Source organism: Pseudidiomarina tainanensis (assembly GCF_900115255.1).
In the GTDB taxonomy this organism is placed as follows: domain Bacteria; phylum Pseudomonadota; class Gammaproteobacteria; order Enterobacterales; family Alteromonadaceae; genus Pseudidiomarina; species Pseudidiomarina tainanensis.
In genome coordinates, this window is the sequence record NZ_FOYU01000001.1 from 761,082 (window position 1) to 778,119 (window position 17,038).

A 17,038-nucleotide genomic window follows, 5' to 3' on the forward strand; every position below is an offset into this window, starting at 1 on the left:
CTATGGAAAACCCTCAACGCGTCAGTATTCAGTCGGCGCCCGCACGTACAGTCATCGCTTATCATTGGCAGACACCGCAACCACGCGGTGTCATCATTATGGCGCCTGCTATGGCGGTGCCACAGGCATTTTATCAACACTTTTGCCAGTGGCTGAGCGAACAACACTATGATGTGATTAGTTTCGATTATTATGGCATCGGCGCGTCCATTGATAAGCCATTAACGCAATTGCAAACCACAGTCACTGATTGGGCGACATACGACGCCGCTGCAGTCATTGATTACGCAGTGACACAACGCCCTGGACTCCCGCTCTTGTGGTTCGCGCATAGTATCAGTGGCCAATTGTTTGGCATGATTCCAAATTATGAACGGGTTGACCAAATGCTTACGGTAGCCACGGGCACCGGATTTTGGAAAGACACGACACCACAGCTCAAATACAAGTCATGGGTACTCTGGCGCGCCATTACACCTTGGCTTATCCCATTACGCGGCTATTTCCCGGGGCGTAAATTAGGCATAGTTGGCGATGTGCCAGCGGCAGCCATGCAACAATGGCGTCGTTGGTGTTTACATCCAGATTATTTAGTCGGTGCGGAAGCGTTATATGATGATTATGCTGCGATTCGCACGCCGATCACGTCGTTGAGCTTTACCGACGACGAAATGTTAACCGCGCAGAATATTCAGGCGATGCATGACTTCTACGCGAGTGCTCCCCAACAGCGTCACGTCATTGCACCGGCTGATTTGAATTTATCCCGCATTGGTCACTTTGCGGTGTTCCGAAAAGACTATCAACCACAATGGCAACAGCTTTTCGGAACCCACATCGAGACAGCGCTCAAAGCGAATTAAGCCAGCTTGCGAATCAATTGAGCCGTGTTGCGACGCACCAAGCGTGCACAAGCTAAGCGGCCCAATGTACCGACCACAATCGCACCAGCTAACGGACCAACCAGCCAGAATCGCCAATGAATCGTCGCAGCCATTTCAAATACTTGCGTTTGCAAAATCCACAACGACAGCTCCATTGCCAAGGTGGCAATTAATCCGCTAATCGCACCGAGTATCAGAAACTCGTAGGTGACGCTACGACTCAATAATTTTGCCGGTGCACCTAGCGTGCGCAAGATAACCAGCTCTTGTTGCCGCTCTTCCATCGACGCTTGCACCTGAGCCAGCAATACTAGCACCCCAGCCACCAACACCAGCACCAATACAAACGCGATAGCGATACTGACTTGGTCAATGACCTCACGTAACTGCTCCATAATGGCATCGAGATCAATCAACGACACCTCAGGGAACGGCTTAAACAGATCATAAAGCTCGCTTTGGCGTTCTTTCGGCAAATTAAAGCTCGAAATAAACGTCGCCGGAAAATCTTCCAATGTGCTGGTATTAAAGATCATGAAGAAATTCGGCTGCAATGATCCCCAGTTCACCTTGCGAATACTGGTAACTGGCACAGTGAAAGTATTCCCACCGATATTGAACTCAAGCTCATCACCTATTGATAGGCGCATGCGCTCAGCAACTTCTTCTTCAATGGATACCTGCGGCTGAGGATTGTCACCCCACCACTCACCAGCAATAATCGTATTGTTCGGCGGCAGGTCATCGCGCCACGTTAACGACAGCTCACGACCAAAGCCTTCGCGTTGCTCGGCATTGTTGGTTTGCGTATCAGCCTCGTCACCACCAGCTTCCTTGGTCACTTCATCGCGCACTGGCACACCATTCACCGCAGTCATACGGCCAGGCACCACCGGATACATATCATTCGATTCAATATCGCGCGCCGCAAAGCGTTGCTCTAACTGATCAACATCGTCCGGCGCTACATTCACAATAAAGTAGTTCGGGGCATCATCAGGAAGTTGACGTTCCCAATCCGCCAACAACTCATTGCGAAGAGCCAACACTAATAACAACAACATGATCGCTGTTGAGAAGCTCAGCATCTGTACACTATTGGCTTGCGCACGGCGCTGCAAACCGGCCATTGCCAAGCGCCATGCACTACCCGCTTGCATACCGGCCTGACGGCTGGCACGAATAAAGAAACGCCCGACCGCTAACAACAACACAGCTGCTACTGCACCACCAGCAAACAGCGCCGAAGACAGCAGCCATTGCTGGCTGTAAATCAATAACAACGCGTAAATGGTTCCGGCCGAAGCCACCCAATGCAACCAACGTAGCTTATCGGTGCCAGTGAGCTCACGGTTCAGTACCCGCAACGGCGGAATCGCAATGAGCCGAAGTAGAGGATACAAAGTGAACATCACCGCACTCACAAAGCCAGTTGCTGAGGCTAACACATAAGGCTTAAGACCAGCAGCTGGCAGCTCTGCCCCTAATTGCGCGGCAACAAATTCAATCACCTGTGCTTGGATAATCCATCCCAAAAGCAAGCCAACGCCAATACTAATCAAGGTCAGCAATAACAAATGCAAAATAAAAATACGTTGAATTTGACGACGCTCTGCACCGAGCGTTTTGAAGATTGCGACGACGTCATAGTTACGTTGACAATATCGCTGCGCAGCAACGGCTACGGCAGTTGCTGCCAATACCACGCCAAGTAAGCTCGCTAATAACATAAACCGCTCTGCGCGCTGTAAACTCCGAGCCAGCGGACTATCGCCATCCTCTATGCTACGCCAGTTATGTGTATCGTCGTTAAGTTGTGGTGCTAGCCACTCGTAGTAACTATCCAGTTGCTCGGCCGTACCAGCAAACAACACGTTATAGCGTACTCGTGAGCCCGGCTGAATTAAGCCCGTTTGCTCGAGCTGATCATAATGGATCAACACATTAGGGCTATCGGTAAACACCGAAAAACCAACGTCGGGCTCATATGTCAGCACCCGCGTCACTTCAAATTTACTTTGACCAATTTCAAGCGTATCGCCAACTTGCAGACTTAGCTCTTGAAACAGTGCCGCTGCTACCCATGCCTCGCCCTCACCCGGTAACTGATTGATCACCGTGGTTTCTTCGCCGAACGGCTCCGATGCCGTGCGCAAACTGCCCCGTAATGGATAGCCATCGCTAACCGCCTTGATATCAACCAAGGCTAAATTATCTTTGGCAAACGCCATACTATTGAAAACCACACGGTTCGCCGTTTTAAGTTCTCGCTGTTGCGCTTGCTGTAGCCAATCCTCAGCAATCGGACGCCGCGAACTCAAGACTCGGTCAGCAGCTAAAAACTCAGCACTACGCGCCAATAATCCCGATTGCAAACGCTCAGTGAACAGCGATAACGACAGCACCGCCGTAACCGACAGCACAATAGCCGCCGCCATAATCGTCAATTCACCGCGCTTAAGCTCGTGGCGCAACAATCGCCATGAAATCTTATGCCACATTGTTGCTTACCTCGGTTAATCGACCTGCGTCCATTTTCAAGATGCGCTGACAACGCTTCGCCAATTCCGCATCATGCGTCACCATCACCAGCGTTGTGCCCGACTCTTGGTTCATTTCAAACAGTAAATCTTCAACTTTATGTCCAGTCGTAGCATCAAGGTTGCCGGTCGGTTCATCTGCAAACAAAATTTTTGGCGTACCAATAAAGGCCCGCGCAATGGCAACGCGCTGTTGCTCACCACCAGATAATTGATTTGGATAATGCTTTAAGCGCTCGCCTAAACCAACCTTGGTTAATAGTTCACGCGCCTGCTGCTCGGCATTTTTGTGACCCGCTAACTCTGCTGGCAACATCACATTCTCCAGTGCGGTTAAACTTGGAATCAGCAAAAACGATTGAAAAATAAAACCAATCTTCTCTGCACGTACTTTCGCACGTTGCTCCTCATCCAAATCCCCTAAATTTACGTTATCTATGGAAACATCACCGCTACTTGCGAGGTCTAATCCAGCAAGTAAAGACAGCAAGGTCGATTTACCAGAGCCTGAGGCACCGACTATCGCCACGGTTTGCCCAGCTTCAATAGACAGGTCAATTGGCTGTAAAATGTGTAGAATGCCGTCTTGTGTCGTAACTTTTTTTTCTAATTGAGTGGTTTGAATAAGCATTTATGAAAAACTTCCTAGCTAAATTGTTAGTAATCGTCGCATTGTTCGTTGTTATACGTCCAGTTTCGGCAAATGTCTCACTTGTCGTTTTAGGAGATAGCCTAAGTGCCGGTTATGGTATGGCGCAAAGCGAGTCCTGGGTTGGTGTTTTGCAGCAGCGCTGGGCCGAAAAATATCCTGACATTACGCTCATTAATGCCAGTATTAGCGGCGACACCACCCAAGGCGCATTAAATCGTTTAGCTGGCGTCATCGAACGTCATCAACCTGATGCCGTATTCGTTGAACTTGGCGGCAATGACGGTCTCCGTGGATTTAATCCAGCCAGCATCTCAGACAATTTGGTACAGATTATCATGCAATTGCAACAGCAAGACGCAAAAGTTGCGTTAAGTCAGGTGAGAATTCCGCCGAACTACGGTCAGCGTTACAGCGATATGTTTGCAGACATTTTTCCAACGGTAGCGGATAAACACGAAGTGCCGTTGATTCCATTTTTCATGGAACAAATTATCGAAAACGAGGCGTTAATGCAGAACGATGGGATTCATCCGAATCGCGAGGCGCAGCCGCTTATCGCCGACATCATGGAACCCTATCTACTGGAACTAGTGCAAAAACGATAACAGATATTGGATATTGGATATTGGATATTGGATATTAGAAAAAGCTTAAGACATCAGATCTAATATCTAATATCTAATATCTAACTGCTAATATCACTTTTGGTATTCAAGAAGTGGCGTCCCCTAGGGGATTCGAACCCCTGTTACCGCCGTGAAAGGGCGGTGTCCTAGGCCTCTAGACGAAGGGGACAAGGACTGGCAAATCTTATTGGTACTTGAAATCACTCGCTAATATCGAATATCTAATTGCTAATATCGCTTTTGCTTTTCAAGAATTGGCGTCCCCTAGGGGATTCGAACCCCTGTTACCGCCGTGAAAGGGCGGTGTCCTAGGCCTCTAGACGAAGGGGACAAGGACTGGCAAATCTTATTGGTACTTGAAATCACTCGCTAATATCGAATATCTAATTGCTAATATCGCTTTTGCTTTTCAAGAATTGGCGTCCCCTAGGGGATTCGAACCCCTGTTACCGCCGTGAAAGGGCGGTGTCCTAGGCCTCTAGACGAAGGGGACCCCGGACTGTTTTATTTGCTCTGTTCTTCAGGCTTTCGCTAATATCTAATATCTAATATCTAATATCTAATATCTAATATCTAATATTTAATATCGCTCTTGCTCTTCAAGAAGTGGCGTCCCCTAGGGGATTCGAACCCCTGTTACCGCCGTGAAAGGGCGGTGTCCTAGGCCTCTAGACGAAGGGGACGCACCAGAACAAATCACTATCAAGTTTTCACTACTGTAACGCGCAGCTTTGGTGGAGCTAAGCGGGATCGAACCGCTGACCTCCTGCGTGCAAGGCAGGCGCTCTCCCAGCTGAGCTATAGCCCCACACCAACACTGAAATTCGTGTGCTGCATCAGTACCCTGACAGCGGGGCGAATTCTAGGGTAATTGGCGCACTACCGTCAACCTTTTTTTTGGTAATTTCGATTGTTTGACGAATTTTACGCCAGTTCGAACAATTCGCGATCAATTTCGCCTAAGTACGCAGTAATTAAACTTTTGTTCCGCCCCGTGCGGCGTTTTATGAATTTCCCGTTCAGTGTGTACCAAACTGAATTGCGGCGCGAAAACTTCGGCCAATTGTTGCGCCGAATACCGTTGTGCTGGCAAGCCGCTACATTTCTCTGGGCCATCTTCGGCAAAGGTTGCAATCACGACATAACCACCCTGCTCAACCGCGTGCGCAGCTTGCTCAACATAGCGCTGTTGTTGCTCTGGAGTGATTAGGAAATGAAACACGGCACGGTCATGCCAAATCGCAAACTGGCCTGCAGCAAACGCACTCTCAAGCACATCACCAACCAGCCAGGTAACCTGCTCTGCTTTGGCTTTCAGACGTTTTTTAGACGCATTGAGTGCGCTGGTGGAAATATCCAACGCCGTAATCTTGGTGAAGCCACTGGTAATTAAATTATCGATGAGTCGCGAAGCACCGCTACCAATATCAATGAGCGGCGCATCGTGGCTCATGCCGGTGTCGGTAATCAAGCGCAGTGAGGTTTCCGCCTTTGACTGAAACCAACTGACCCGATCAACAGCTTTCGTTTGATAGACCTCTTCCCAATGTTCTTCTTGCATAAATTGAATTACCTAAAGATTACTCATCAAAGTGATAAATTCGCTCCAACGATGCGCGATCACGTACCGTTACTTCCATGTCTCGCACAAGACCATCTTCAATACTATAAACCCAACCATGAATTGCTAGTTCTTGGCCACGATCCCATGCCTGCTGAATAATCGTCGTTTTCGCTAAGTTCCGAACTTGCTCAATCACGTTTAATTCGCACAACCTATCGAGTCGTTGTTTATCGTTAGAAATACTCTCTAACTCATCGTGATGAATGCGGTAAATATCTTTAATTGGAAATAACCAATGGTCAACCAAGCCATGACTGCAACTTTCGGTTGCTGCACGAACGCCACCACAACCATAATGACCGACCACTAAAATATGCTTCACATGCAACGTTTCTACCGCGTATTGCACAACGGATAGGCAGTTAAAGTCAGTTTGAATAACCTGATTCGCCACATTACGGTGTACAAATAACTCACCCGGCGCCATCCCCACCACTTGATTTGCAGGCACCCGACTATCTGAACAACCAATCCATAAATATTCAGGACTTTGTTGCGCCACGAGATTATTAAAAAACGTTGGATCTTGCTCGAGCATTCGTTTCGCCCAAGCTTGATTGTTGGCCAACAACTTATCGGTTTCTAGCATGTTTTATATCTCAATCAGACGTAGAAAAAAGGCGCCAACTTAGGGCGCCCTTTCACGAGTTACTGCGCTTGTTCACGTTCTATGATAAACGAAATCGCGCGCGCAATACGTCCTACCACTTGTTCTTGCGACAATAATTCTAAAGTCACGTCAAGAGATGGTGAGTTGCCTGAACCCGTTACCGCAACACGCAGCGGCATACCAACCTTGCCCATGCCCACTTCTAAGTCGTCAGCGGTTTGTTGAATGGCCGCCTGAATGCTCGCTGCATCCCATGTCTCAAGGCTAGCCAAACGATCTTGCACCGCTTCAAGTGCTTCGCGTGCCACTGGGCGCAAGTGTTTCTTGGCCGCAGCTTCATCAAACGCTTCATATTCTTCATAGAAATAACGGCTTTGCTCTGCCATTTCTTTCAGTGTCTTCACACGGTCAGCCATTAATGGAATCAGCTTCTCAAGCGCTGGACCTTTGCTGACATCAATCGCTTGGTCACTAAAATGCCACTGTAAAAATGGTACCACGCGCTCAACCGGCAACGATTTCATATAATGCTGGTTCAACCAATTGAGTTTTTCGGTATTAAATGCCGACGCTGCTTTATTCACATCGTCGAGACTAAACAGCTTGATCATTTCATCAACGCTGAAGATTTCTTGATCGCCATGTGACCAACCTAAACGAACCAAGTAGTTCAGTACCGCTTCTGGCAGGTAGCCGTCATCACGATATTGCATGACGCTGACAGCGCCATGGCGTTTTGACAGCTTCTTACCGTCGTCGCCTAAAATCATCGACACGTGCGCATACTCAGGCACCGGCGCACCCAATGCCTGCAAAATATTAATTTGACGTGGTGTATTGTTGATATGGTCTTCTCCGCGCACCACATGGGTAATATTCATTTCCCAATCGTCAATCACCACACAGAAGTTATAAGTTGGCGTACCGTCACTGCGCGCAATAATCAAATCATCTAACTCGGTATTCGCAAATTCAATTGGCCCACGAATATGGTCATTGAATTTCACACTACCTTGCTGCGGGTTGCGAAAACGCACCACATACTTATCGCCAGAAACATTCGGGTTGTCGCGACAATGACCATCGTAGCGAGGCTTTTCGCCAGCTGCCATTTGCTCTTCACGCATTTTTTCAAGACGTTCAGTCGAGCAATAACACTTATACGCTTTGTCTTCCTGCAACAGCTTATCAATATAATGTTCATAGCGATCAAAACGCTTGGTTTGATAGTACGGACCCTCATCCCACGTTAATCCTAACCATTCCATCCCTTCTAAAATGGCGTCAATGGCTGGCTGAGTCGAACGTTCACGGTCAGTATCTTCAATACGCAGCACAAACTTCCCGCCTGCTGCTTTCGCAACTAACCAGGAATACAGAGCGGTGCGCGCACCACCCACGTGAAGGTAACCAGTAGGACTTGGGGCAAATCGGGTGACCACTGTCATAATTCTTGCTTTCTCCGCATTATTCGGGTTATTTTGCAGTTTCGTTGTGGATGCATTCTACCAAGAAGCAACGGCAGGCGCATTAGGCGAAAGTATAGATTCTTGTCTTTTTACGAAGCAGGATGTTGATTTTTACAGCAAAGCGGGGAAAAAATCAGCAGTCGAACAAATCAAGTGAGATTTCCTGTTGACAGTATCGTTAAGCTCCCTATAATACGCCCCGCAACGCAGAGAAAAGGATGGTTAGCTCAGCTGGGAGAGCACCGCCCTTACAAGGCGGGGGTCACTGGTTCGAACCCAGTACCATCCACCACTTCTTCATTTTCTCTGTCTCCCTGATGGATGGTTAGCTCAGCTGGGAGAGCACCGCCCTTACAAGGCGGGGGTCACTGGTTCGAGCCCAGTACCATCCACCACTTCTTAGAAATACAAAATCGATATTAGCAATTTGATATTAGATATTAGATCTGATGTCTTTCGCTTTTCCTAATATCCAATATCTAATATCTAATATCTAATATCGTCGTTGCACTTAACTAACGATTAACGCAATAAATCTTTTTAAGTGGCGTGAGAACAGCAGCATCCAACCGGCCGCTAGCCAGCCGAATAACAGCAACGCTTTCACCAAAGAGAACGTTGGCCACAAGTTACTGATCAAGCTCAGCAATAACACCCCATCAATCAGCCAGCTACACCAAAGTAGAATCGGTACCACAGTAAATGAACGCGCTACCCACTCTGGCGTTTCCGCTTTTAATTGTGTCAGAAGAATAAAGACAAATAGTGCGGGTAAACCCACCAGCAAAGCGAGGCTAAATTGGTCAGTACTGGTATAAAAGAATTTAAGTAGACGCGAACGGTCTTCCATAAACGTAAGAGAAATAATCCACGCAGCGTAACCACGCAGAAAAAACAACAGAATAAACAGCAAGCTCGACGGCGTTTTCAATTTGCCGTCGGGTGTCACATAGCGTTCATCGCCCGGTTGTAAATGCACGTATCATCTCTAACACTAACCAAATGTGTCGCTATGCTACGTGCACCGTATCCATTTGTCGACTCTGCTGTCGCTTTTGTCGCGCCGTCCAAAATTTCTCGTGAAAGTAATAAGCGACCGTATTCACAACTGGCTCAATCAAAGCCACCGCGCCACCTAACACAATATCACCGGTCATCAACCACACGAGGGTGAACGCCACGCTAACGTGCATCACGCCAAAAGAAACTGTTTTCGCCATATCGGTATCCCCCATGAATTTGTTCATGGATAGATAATATCAATTACTATGAGCTTATCTAACCGAAATAACCGATAGACACAACAGCGTTATTCGTACGCTTCGCTGTTCGTTTTTCGTCCGTTCGCTTCGCTCTCTGTTCGAACAGCGCAGCGGACGAACAGCGTAGCGCACGAATCACGAATAACGCCTTTAAAGGATTTTGAGTTGTTCGCGGAGTTTGGCGACATCATCACGCAGCGCCGCAGCCTTCTCGAACTCCAAGTCCTTTGCCGCCTGATACATTTCTTTTTCCGTTTGCTCGATCTTTTGAACCAAAGCTTTTGGATCAAACATCGCTGGGTCGTAGGCGGCTTCTGTTTCAGCAACGCGTTGTTTCTCGCGGCGCGGAGCACGAATGCCCCCCCCGAGATCCATCACATCGGTCACGCGTTTGTTGAGGCCTTTCGGAGTGATGCCATGTTCTTCGTTGTAAGCAACTTGCTTGGCGCGACGGCGATCGGTTTCGTCAATTGCACGTTGCATTGAGCCGGTGATGCGATCGGCATACAGAATTGCTCTACCATTAAGGTTACGGGCGGCGCGACCGATGGTCTGGATCAATGACCGGTCGGAGCGCAAGAAGCCCTCTTTGTCCGCGTCAAGAATCGCCACCAACGACACTTCGGGCATATCCAAACCTTCACGCAATAAGTTAATGCCCACCAAAACGTCGAATTCACCAAGGCGCAAATCGCGAATAATTTCCATGCGCTCGACGGTATCGATATCCGAGTGCAAATAACGCACGCGAATACCATGTTCATCCAGATAATCCGATAAATCTTCGGCCATTTTCTTGGTCAGGGTGGTCGCCAGTACACGTTCATTACGCTCAACGCGCAAGCGAACTTCCGACATTAAATCGTCAACTTGCGTGGCAACTGGACGGATTTCGATTTCCGGATCGATAAGGCCGGTGGGGCGCACAACCTGCTCAACAATTTCGCCGGCAGATTTTTCAATTTCATATTTACCCGGCGTTGCTGACACATAAATGGTTTGCGGCGCAATGGCCTCAAACTCTTCAAATTTCAATGGTCGGTTATCCAACGCAGATGGCAAGCGGAACCCATAATTCACGAGGTTCTCTTTACGCGAACGGTCACCTTTATACATCGCGCCAATTTGCGATACCGTCACGTGCGACTCATCAATAATCAGCAAAGCATCATCTGGTAAATAGTCGAGTAGCGTTGGCGGTGGCTCGCCCGGCGCACGCCCTGACAAATAGCGTGAATAGTTTTCGATACCCGAGCAATAACCGAGTTCCAACATCATTTCAATATCATACTGGGTACGCTGACTCAGGCGCTGTTCTTCGACCAGCTTATTCGAATCCAACAGCTGCTGTTTCCGCTCTTTCAGTTCTTCTTTAATGCGCTCAATGGCATTCAAAATGGTTTCGCGGGGCGTCACGTAGTGTGTTTTCGGATAGACCGTTGCACGCGCAACATCCGCTTCCGTCACCTGCCCTGTTAACGGCTCAAAAAAGCTAATCCGGTCAATTTCATCATCGAATAACTCAACGCGAATCGCGAGCTGCTCAGATTCGGCGGGAAAAATATCAATCACTTCACCACGCACACGATAGGTGCCACGTTCAAACGCCGCATCGTTACGCTTGTACTGCAGCTGTGCCAAACGTCGTAGGATATCGCGCTGGTCGATCAAATCGCCACGGCGTAAATGCAACATCATTTTCATGTACGATTCAGGGTCACCCAAACCATAAATGCATGACACAGAAGCCACCAGTACAACATCGCGACGCTCCATCAGCGCCTTAGTTGCTGACAACCGCATTTGTTCAATGTGGTCATTAATCGAGGCATCTTTTTCAATAAACGTATCCGTGGTTGGCACATACGCTTCCGGCTGATAGTAATCGTAGTACGAGACGAAATACTCAACCGCATTATTCGGAAAAAACTCTTTCATCTCGCCGTATAACTGCGCCGCCAAGGTTTTGTTATGCGCAAGAATCAACGTCGGGCGTTGAATTTTTTGAATGACATTGGCCATGGTAAACGTCTTACCTGAGCCGGTAACGCCAAGGAGCGTTTGGTGCGCTAAGCCCGCATCGAGATTATCGACTAATTTTTCGATTGCCGTCGGTTGGTCACCTGCGGGCTGGTAGTCTGACTTGAGTTCAAATTCGCGACTCATTGGCTTGCTCCCTCTGTCACTCCTTCCACATGATTGTGGCGCTCGCGGGCAGTTTCAATGCGCAAGCCGCGATGGAACCAGAACCACGAAAGCACACCGGTGATCACGTTGGCTACAACGCCACCGACAAATAATCCGGGAATATCGTAAACTAACGCACCAATCCAACTCAGTGGCACAAACATCACAAATAAACGTACGATGCTAAGCACCAATGCGTTCATCGGCCGGTGCAGCGCATTTAAACTGGAGTTCGTTAAAATAATCACGCCCTGAACACCGTAGCCAAGGGGCATAATATAGATAAATAAGCGGATCAGTCGCGCCACTTCCGGATCATCGGTAAACGCAGCAGCAATCCATGGTGCCGTTGCCACCAATAAACCGTAAATAAACAACTGCACAATCAGCACACTGCGCACTGCTACGCGATAAGCCGCGCCCACCCGATCGAAGGAGTGCGCACCAAAGTTCTGGCTAATCAACGGCGGCAATGACATCGACAACGCCAAAATAATGACACTTGCCAACGATTCTAAACGTGTCCCGACACCAAACGCGGCAACTGCCGGCGCGCCGTAGGCCGCAATAATCGCTGTGATAACCGCCATCGCAAGTGGCGTCAGCATATTAGCACCCGCAGCAGGTATCCCGATATTAAGGATCTGCCGCGCAGAGCGCAGCCAACTCGCATCTGCCGGCGCTTTAAAAGACAACAATTGCTTGTAGTTTAAGTACCAGAGCACCAATGCAGAACCAATGATCCACGAGATTAAACTCGCCAATGCGGCCCCCTGCACGCCCATGGCTGGAATCGGCCCAACTCCGAAAATTAAAATTGGGTCAAAAATCGCATTCAATAAACCGCCCGAGGCCATAATTAACGAGGGTGTGCGCGTATCACCAGAGGCTCGCAATACCGCATTGCCGACCATTGGCGTCACTAAGAGCACAGCGCCTAAAAACCAAATGGTCATGTAATCATGAATGTAGGGAATCAGACGTTCTTGTGCGCGCAATGCAGAAAAGATGGGATCCATTGACACATAGCCGATCAGCGACAAGACCACGACCAATAAAGCGGACACCGATAACGCCGTGGTGCCATCAAACTTGGCATGCTCTTCACGGCCAGAGCCACGTTTTCGTGCAATCACTGCGGAGGTACCAATCCCGAGACCAATCGCTAGACTGACAACCGTGAACGTAACTGGAAAAGTAAAACTGACCGCCGCTAATGGGTCCGTACCCAGCATACCGACAAAGAAGGTATCGACCACATTAAAGCTGATGAGCGTCAACACGCCAATGATCACTGGCCATGTCATGCGCCAGAGGGTGGGCTGAATAGGATCATGGAGTAAAGATTTTGCCGCTACAGCTTGGCTCATGAGTTTCTGATACCAGTGTTGAAAAAAGAAGCCGTAGTGTAACGAATTTTGCGCTTTTTCGCTATGTTATCAGCAGCCGCTCAATAGACAAAATTCAGCGAAAACGATATAGTAGCGGCAACCTTTTCACCCCTTCTATGTTTAGGATCGCACTGTGAAATACCAATTATCTGACCGTGTTAACGCTATTCAACCATCGCCAACGCTCGCTGTGTCGCAAAAAGCAGCTGAACTCAAAGCAGCAGGCCATGATGTAATTGGTTTAGGTGTGGGTGAACCCGATTTTGATACCCCAGAGTTTGTGAAAACGGCTGCGAAAGCGGCCATTGATGCAGGTCATACCAAATACACCGCAGTGGACGGTATCCCGCAACTCAAACAAGCCGTTGTCGATAAATTTAAGCGCGATAACGGCTTAACCTATGAAACCAGCGAAATCCTGATTTCCGCAGGTGGCAAACACAGTATCTTTAACTTACTCAGCGCATGGTTAAACCCAGGTGACGAAGTACTGATTCCCGCGCCTTATTGGGTTTCGTATCCAGACATGTCGATTCTGGTCGGTGCGGTGCCAAAGTTCATTGAAGCCGGTATTGAGCAACGTTATAAAATCAGTGCTGAGCAATTAGAGGCAGCGATAACGCCGAAAACTCGGTTGTTGTTCTTAAATAGTCCATCGAACCCAACGGGTACGGCTTACACCAAAGCTGAATTAGAAAGCTTAGCAGCGGTTCTTCGCAACCACCCGCAAGTACTCATCGCGACTGACGATATGTACGAACATATTTTGTGGAGCGTCGAGAGCTTCCATAATATCGCCATGGTGGCACCAGATCTGAAAAATCGTATCGTGATTTTGTCCGGTGTATCGAAAGCCTATGCCATGACCGGTTGGCGCATTGGTTATGCAGCCGGTCCAAAGCCGCTGATTGCCGCCATGAAGAAAATTCAATCGCAAAGTACCTCGAACCCAGCCAGTATCAGCCAATGGGCGGCCCTTGCCGCACTTGAGGGTGACCAAAGCTGTATTACAGAAATGGTCAAAGCCTTCAAACAACGCCACGATTATTTAGTTGAAGCACTCAATGAAGTACCGGGTATGAAATGTATCGCTGGTGACGGCACGTTCTATACGTTCGCCAACATCGATGAGCTGATTCGCCAAAAAGGTGCTGAATCCGACGTTGAGCTGTGTGAAATGATTTTGAATGAGGCCAAGGTGGCATTAGTACCGGGCACTGCATTTGGCGCGCCAGGTCACTGCCGCTTCTCGTTTGCTTGTAGCTTGGACACACTCAAAGAAGCTGTTAAACGAATAAAAGCGTTTGCTGAGAGCGCTTAATTTCAATTCTTAGTATCGTGAAAAGTCACAAAAAAAGTCGCAACGTGCTTGCGGCTTTTTTTATGCATGACTTTTATGACCAGAAGATGACAAACACGTTAAAACAGCTGTTTAAATTTTTCCGTCACAAAAAATTAATCTTCGCGAATACACTGGTTTATCGACACACGATTGGTGTTGCTTTTGTGAACAAATAAGGTAAGAAATACACAATCACTGCGTCAAAATGCGACGGATGACATGTCGCAAATAAAAACTTTCAAGGAACTTTAAAGGTTCTTTATAACTCATTGTTTTATAATCACTTTTATTTTCTAAGTCAATTTTTAAGCAATCGCTAAATCACGCCCAAATGCCCACCGTTTAAAGCAACTCACATACTTTCCCACAAGGTTATCCACAGATTTAGTGGATAAGATTGTCTAGCCTTTGAAACACGTGCGATTGGCTTTCATGTGGATAACCAGAGCGATCAATAAGCTATATCATTTGATATATAGACAAGCCAACCGATCACTTGACTTCAATTTTTTTAAACGGTTTGCGCACAAAACAAGCAAACAGCATTTTTTAGTATTGACAGAGGCCGCAACCGCCTTTAACATTCGCACCCGTTGTCAGATGTGTTCCCCAGTAGCTCAGTTGGTTAGAGCGGTGGACTGTTAATCCATGTGTCGTTGGTTCGAATCCAACCTGGGGAGCCAAGACATCTTACAACACCCCCGAATACCTCTTAAGTATTCCCCAGTAGCTCAGTTGGTTAGAGCGGTGGACTGTTAATCCATGTGTCGTTGGTTCGAATCCAACCTGGGGAGCCACTTAATAATTCTTCAAGCACTCCATATACTCTTCAAACTCTGTACGCTGCCACAAGCGCGCACTTAATTGCTGTACCGGTTCTACAGCGCCATGATGTAACCATTCTGCGACCGCTTGCGCCACATTCGGCCAACGACAGGCATGCCCCTTATCAAGATGCAAAAACGCCGCTACCGCTTCGGTATCGAGCGACCACATCACCTGTGCCAAACGAGAATGTTCCAGGCACTGAGCATTAGCCGTTTGCTCAAACTGTCCGGTAAGTGGTTTCACCAGTAATTTTTTACCCGTCGCGAGGGCTTCACTCGAAGTTTCGAAGCCGGCATTACTAATGATGCCCTCTGCACGCGCAACGGCTTCAGCAAAACCAACACGTGACGGCGCAAAGTAACGCATATGACCAACTTCTCGTTGCTCCGCCTGCGGATGAAACACATCAAAGGTGACATTCTCAAATGGCTGTAAAAGTTTATGCACAGCCGCTAATGTTTCAAATGGCAAATACACCACATAATGCCCTGACCTAACGGAAGTCATGCGGCCACGCTGATGAATAATCGGTGGCAGTATATGCGACGCGTCGTCAAACCAATGCATCCCGACCGCAATATCAGCTGGCGCAAACCAGCGGAGCATTTGTCGATGCGCAACCGCAATGGGCAAACTCGGCGTGGGCTTATAGAAAGCATACTGCCGCCCTAAACCAATCACTTGTTTGCGTTGCAAGCGCCCTGCCCATGCAGTAATCGGTTCATAATCGCTGACTATCAAATCATAGGCGCTCACGTCGAGTTCACGAACATCATGCCAAAACTGTTGCCACTGATTGCGGCGCACCGTTTCAAACACATTCACCTTGCCCTGCTCAACAACAAACGACAGCCCCTGACGCCATTGCCAGTCACCAAAGGCTTCCATATCAAACAATTGACTTTTATCACGGCCAGAAATTAAAAATTGCACATCTATATCTGGAAAGTGTGCCAATGCTTCTGCAAGTGCAGAACAGCGACTCAAATGGCCATTTCCCGTTCCCTGCACACCTATCAAAATTCGCATACTGCCTCCTTGAACATTATTAAGGTGTTAAAGTGCCAAACTGACGGCATACCCACTAATCACATAACCAAGCGCAGCTCCTGCGGCAATATCACCGGGATAATGCACACCTAAGAGCACCCGCGACGCGCCAATGGCTGCTGCCCAGCTGTATAGCAACCATGCCCAGGTGGGAAAGAAGGAGCTCATAATGCCGGCAAATAAGAATGCGGCGGTGGTATGTCCTGACGGGAAACTAAATTGATCATGCGCCAGTATCACTGACGTGAAGTGAGGATTTTTATGATAGGGGCGTTGGCGTTTTAATACGCGTTTGAGTAAACAAAATAGCGGCACCTCTATGGCAAAACCAATTACTAATGCAGTGATTGGAACCACGCTCGCGGCGCCTAAATACAAGCTCATCACGAGTGCAATAATGGCGTACACGTAACCATCACCTGAGCGCGATACCCAGCGCACAAGTTGATGACGACACCATCGCTGTAGGCGGCGATTCAACCAACGAAAACTGCGTTGATCATATTGGCAAAACTTATCAATCCATCTGGCCATAAATGCGGTCATCATCAGTGCCTCACGTGGCTTGCCGTT

General features: G+C 48.1%; 14 protein-coding genes and 9 tRNA genes. 7 read left to right on the forward strand and 16 right to left on the reverse strand.

Annotated elements, in window-relative coordinates:
• Positions 1-2: 2 nt before the first annotated feature.
• The gene (locus BM292_RS03670) at positions 3-863 is read left to right on the forward strand and encodes an alpha/beta hydrolase family protein (protein ID WP_092855398.1); all 861 of its coding nucleotides are present in this window, start codon (positions 3-5) and stop codon (positions 861-863) included.
• Here BM292_RS03670 and BM292_RS03675 read toward each other — a convergent pair.
• Positions 860-3,385: an ABC transporter permease gene (locus tag BM292_RS03675; protein ID WP_092855400.1), complete on the reverse strand. Its 2,526-nt coding sequence runs from the start codon at positions 3,383-3,385 to the stop codon at positions 860-862. The genes BM292_RS03670 and BM292_RS03675 overlap by 4 nt on opposite strands.
• On the reverse strand, positions 3,375-4,055 hold the full coding sequence (locus BM292_RS03680; RefSeq protein WP_092855402.1) for an ABC transporter ATP-binding protein: 681 nt from the start codon (positions 4,053-4,055) through the stop codon (positions 3,375-3,377). Before BM292_RS03680 ends, BM292_RS03675 begins: the two co-directional genes overlap by 11 nt.
• A gap of 2 nt (positions 4,056-4,057) precedes the next feature.
• On the opposite strand from BM292_RS03680, the gene BM292_RS03685 reads away from it, so the two are divergent.
• Positions 4,058-4,681: an arylesterase gene (locus BM292_RS03685; protein ID WP_092855404.1), complete on the forward strand. Its 624-nt coding sequence runs from the start codon at positions 4,058-4,060 to the stop codon at positions 4,679-4,681.
• Positions 4,682-4,795: 114 nt separating this feature from the next.
• On the opposite strand, the gene BM292_RS03690 is transcribed toward BM292_RS03685, so the two are convergent.
• From BM292_RS03690 to gltX, 8 genes are all read right to left on the reverse strand, one after another.
• Positions 4,796-4,871 (reverse strand) — tRNA-Glu (locus BM292_RS03690).
• Between the two features lie 86 nt (positions 4,872-4,957).
• Positions 4,958-5,033, reverse strand: a tRNA-Glu gene (locus tag BM292_RS03695).
• Positions 5,034-5,119: 86 nt separating this feature from the next.
• Positions 5,120-5,195 (reverse strand) — tRNA-Glu (locus BM292_RS03700).
• A 114-nt stretch (positions 5,196-5,309) separates the two neighbouring features.
• Positions 5,310-5,385 (reverse strand) — tRNA-Glu (locus BM292_RS03705).
• 49 nt (positions 5,386-5,434) lie between these two features.
• A tRNA-Ala gene (locus BM292_RS03710) sits at positions 5,435-5,510 on the reverse strand.
• A gap of 141 nt (positions 5,511-5,651) precedes the next feature.
• Positions 5,652-6,263 (reverse strand): class I SAM-dependent methyltransferase, encoded by a 612-nt coding sequence (locus BM292_RS03715; RefSeq protein WP_092855406.1) that lies wholly within the window; start codon positions 6,261-6,263, stop codon positions 5,652-5,654.
• Positions 6,264-6,282: 19 nt separating this feature from the next.
• Positions 6,283-6,915 (reverse strand): carbonate dehydratase, encoded by a 633-nt coding sequence (can, locus tag BM292_RS03720; RefSeq protein ID WP_092855409.1) that lies wholly within the window; start codon positions 6,913-6,915, stop codon positions 6,283-6,285.
• Positions 6,916-6,974: 59 nt separating this feature from the next.
• On the reverse strand, positions 6,975-8,384 hold the full coding sequence (gene gltX, locus BM292_RS03725; RefSeq protein WP_092855411.1) for a glutamate--tRNA ligase: 1,410 nt from the start codon (positions 8,382-8,384) through the stop codon (positions 6,975-6,977).
• 237 nt (positions 8,385-8,621) lie between these two features.
• On the opposite strand from gltX, the gene BM292_RS03735 reads away from it, so the two are divergent.
• Both BM292_RS03735 and BM292_RS03740 read left to right on the forward strand, forming a co-directional pair.
• Positions 8,622-8,697 (forward strand) — tRNA-Val (locus BM292_RS03735).
• A gap of 27 nt (positions 8,698-8,724) precedes the next feature.
• Positions 8,725-8,800: transfer RNA gene (locus BM292_RS03740), tRNA-Val, on the forward strand.
• A gap of 116 nt (positions 8,801-8,916) precedes the next feature.
• Here BM292_RS03740 and BM292_RS03745 read toward each other — a convergent pair.
• The 4 genes from BM292_RS03745 to BM292_RS03760 all read right to left on the reverse strand — a co-directional run bounded on the left by BM292_RS03745 (position 8,917) and on the right by BM292_RS03760 (position 13,224).
• Complete coding sequence (locus tag BM292_RS03745) at positions 8,917-9,384, reverse strand: DUF2919 family protein (protein ID WP_092855415.1); 468 nt, start codon at positions 9,382-9,384, stop codon at positions 8,917-8,919.
• Positions 9,385-9,415: 31 nt separating this feature from the next.
• The gene (locus tag BM292_RS03750; protein WP_092855417.1) at positions 9,416-9,625 is read right to left on the reverse strand and encodes a DUF2061 domain-containing protein; all 210 of its coding nucleotides are present in this window, start codon (positions 9,623-9,625) and stop codon (positions 9,416-9,418) included.
• Positions 9,626-9,817: 192 nt separating this feature from the next.
• Complete coding sequence (uvrB, locus tag BM292_RS03755) at positions 9,818-11,833, reverse strand: excinuclease ABC subunit UvrB (protein WP_092855419.1); 2,016 nt, start codon at positions 11,831-11,833, stop codon at positions 9,818-9,820.
• Positions 11,830-13,224, reverse strand: coding sequence for an MATE family efflux transporter (locus BM292_RS03760; protein WP_092855421.1), 1,395 nt, complete (start codon positions 13,222-13,224; stop codon positions 11,830-11,832). Before BM292_RS03760 ends, uvrB begins: the two co-directional genes overlap by 4 nt.
• A gap of 154 nt (positions 13,225-13,378) precedes the next feature.
• Here BM292_RS03760 and BM292_RS03765 point away from each other — a divergent pair, with 154 nt between their 5' ends.
• The 3 genes from BM292_RS03765 to BM292_RS03775 all read left to right on the forward strand — a co-directional run bounded on the left by BM292_RS03765 (position 13,379) and on the right by BM292_RS03775 (position 15,384).
• Positions 13,379-14,566 carry a pyridoxal phosphate-dependent aminotransferase gene (locus BM292_RS03765; protein WP_092855423.1) on the forward strand — a complete coding sequence of 396 codons (1,188 nt, stop codon included), beginning with the start codon at positions 13,379-13,381 and terminating at the stop codon, positions 14,564-14,566.
• Positions 14,567-15,193: 627 nt separating this feature from the next.
• Positions 15,194-15,270, forward strand: a tRNA-Asn gene (locus tag BM292_RS03770).
• Between the two features lie 37 nt (positions 15,271-15,307).
• Positions 15,308-15,384, forward strand: a tRNA-Asn gene (locus BM292_RS03775).
• 1 nt (position 15,385) lies between these two features.
• Here BM292_RS03775 and BM292_RS03780 read toward each other — a convergent pair.
• Positions 15,386-16,444: an MJ1255/VC2487 family glycosyltransferase gene (locus BM292_RS03780; RefSeq protein WP_092855425.1), complete on the reverse strand. Its 1,059-nt coding sequence runs from the start codon at positions 16,442-16,444 to the stop codon at positions 15,386-15,388.
• A gap of 27 nt (positions 16,445-16,471) precedes the next feature.
• A complete protein-coding gene (locus tag BM292_RS03785) occupies positions 16,472-17,014 on the reverse strand; it encodes a phosphatase PAP2 family protein (protein ID WP_218151667.1) in 543 nt (180 codons plus the stop codon).
• Positions 17,015-17,038: the final 24 nt, after the last annotated feature.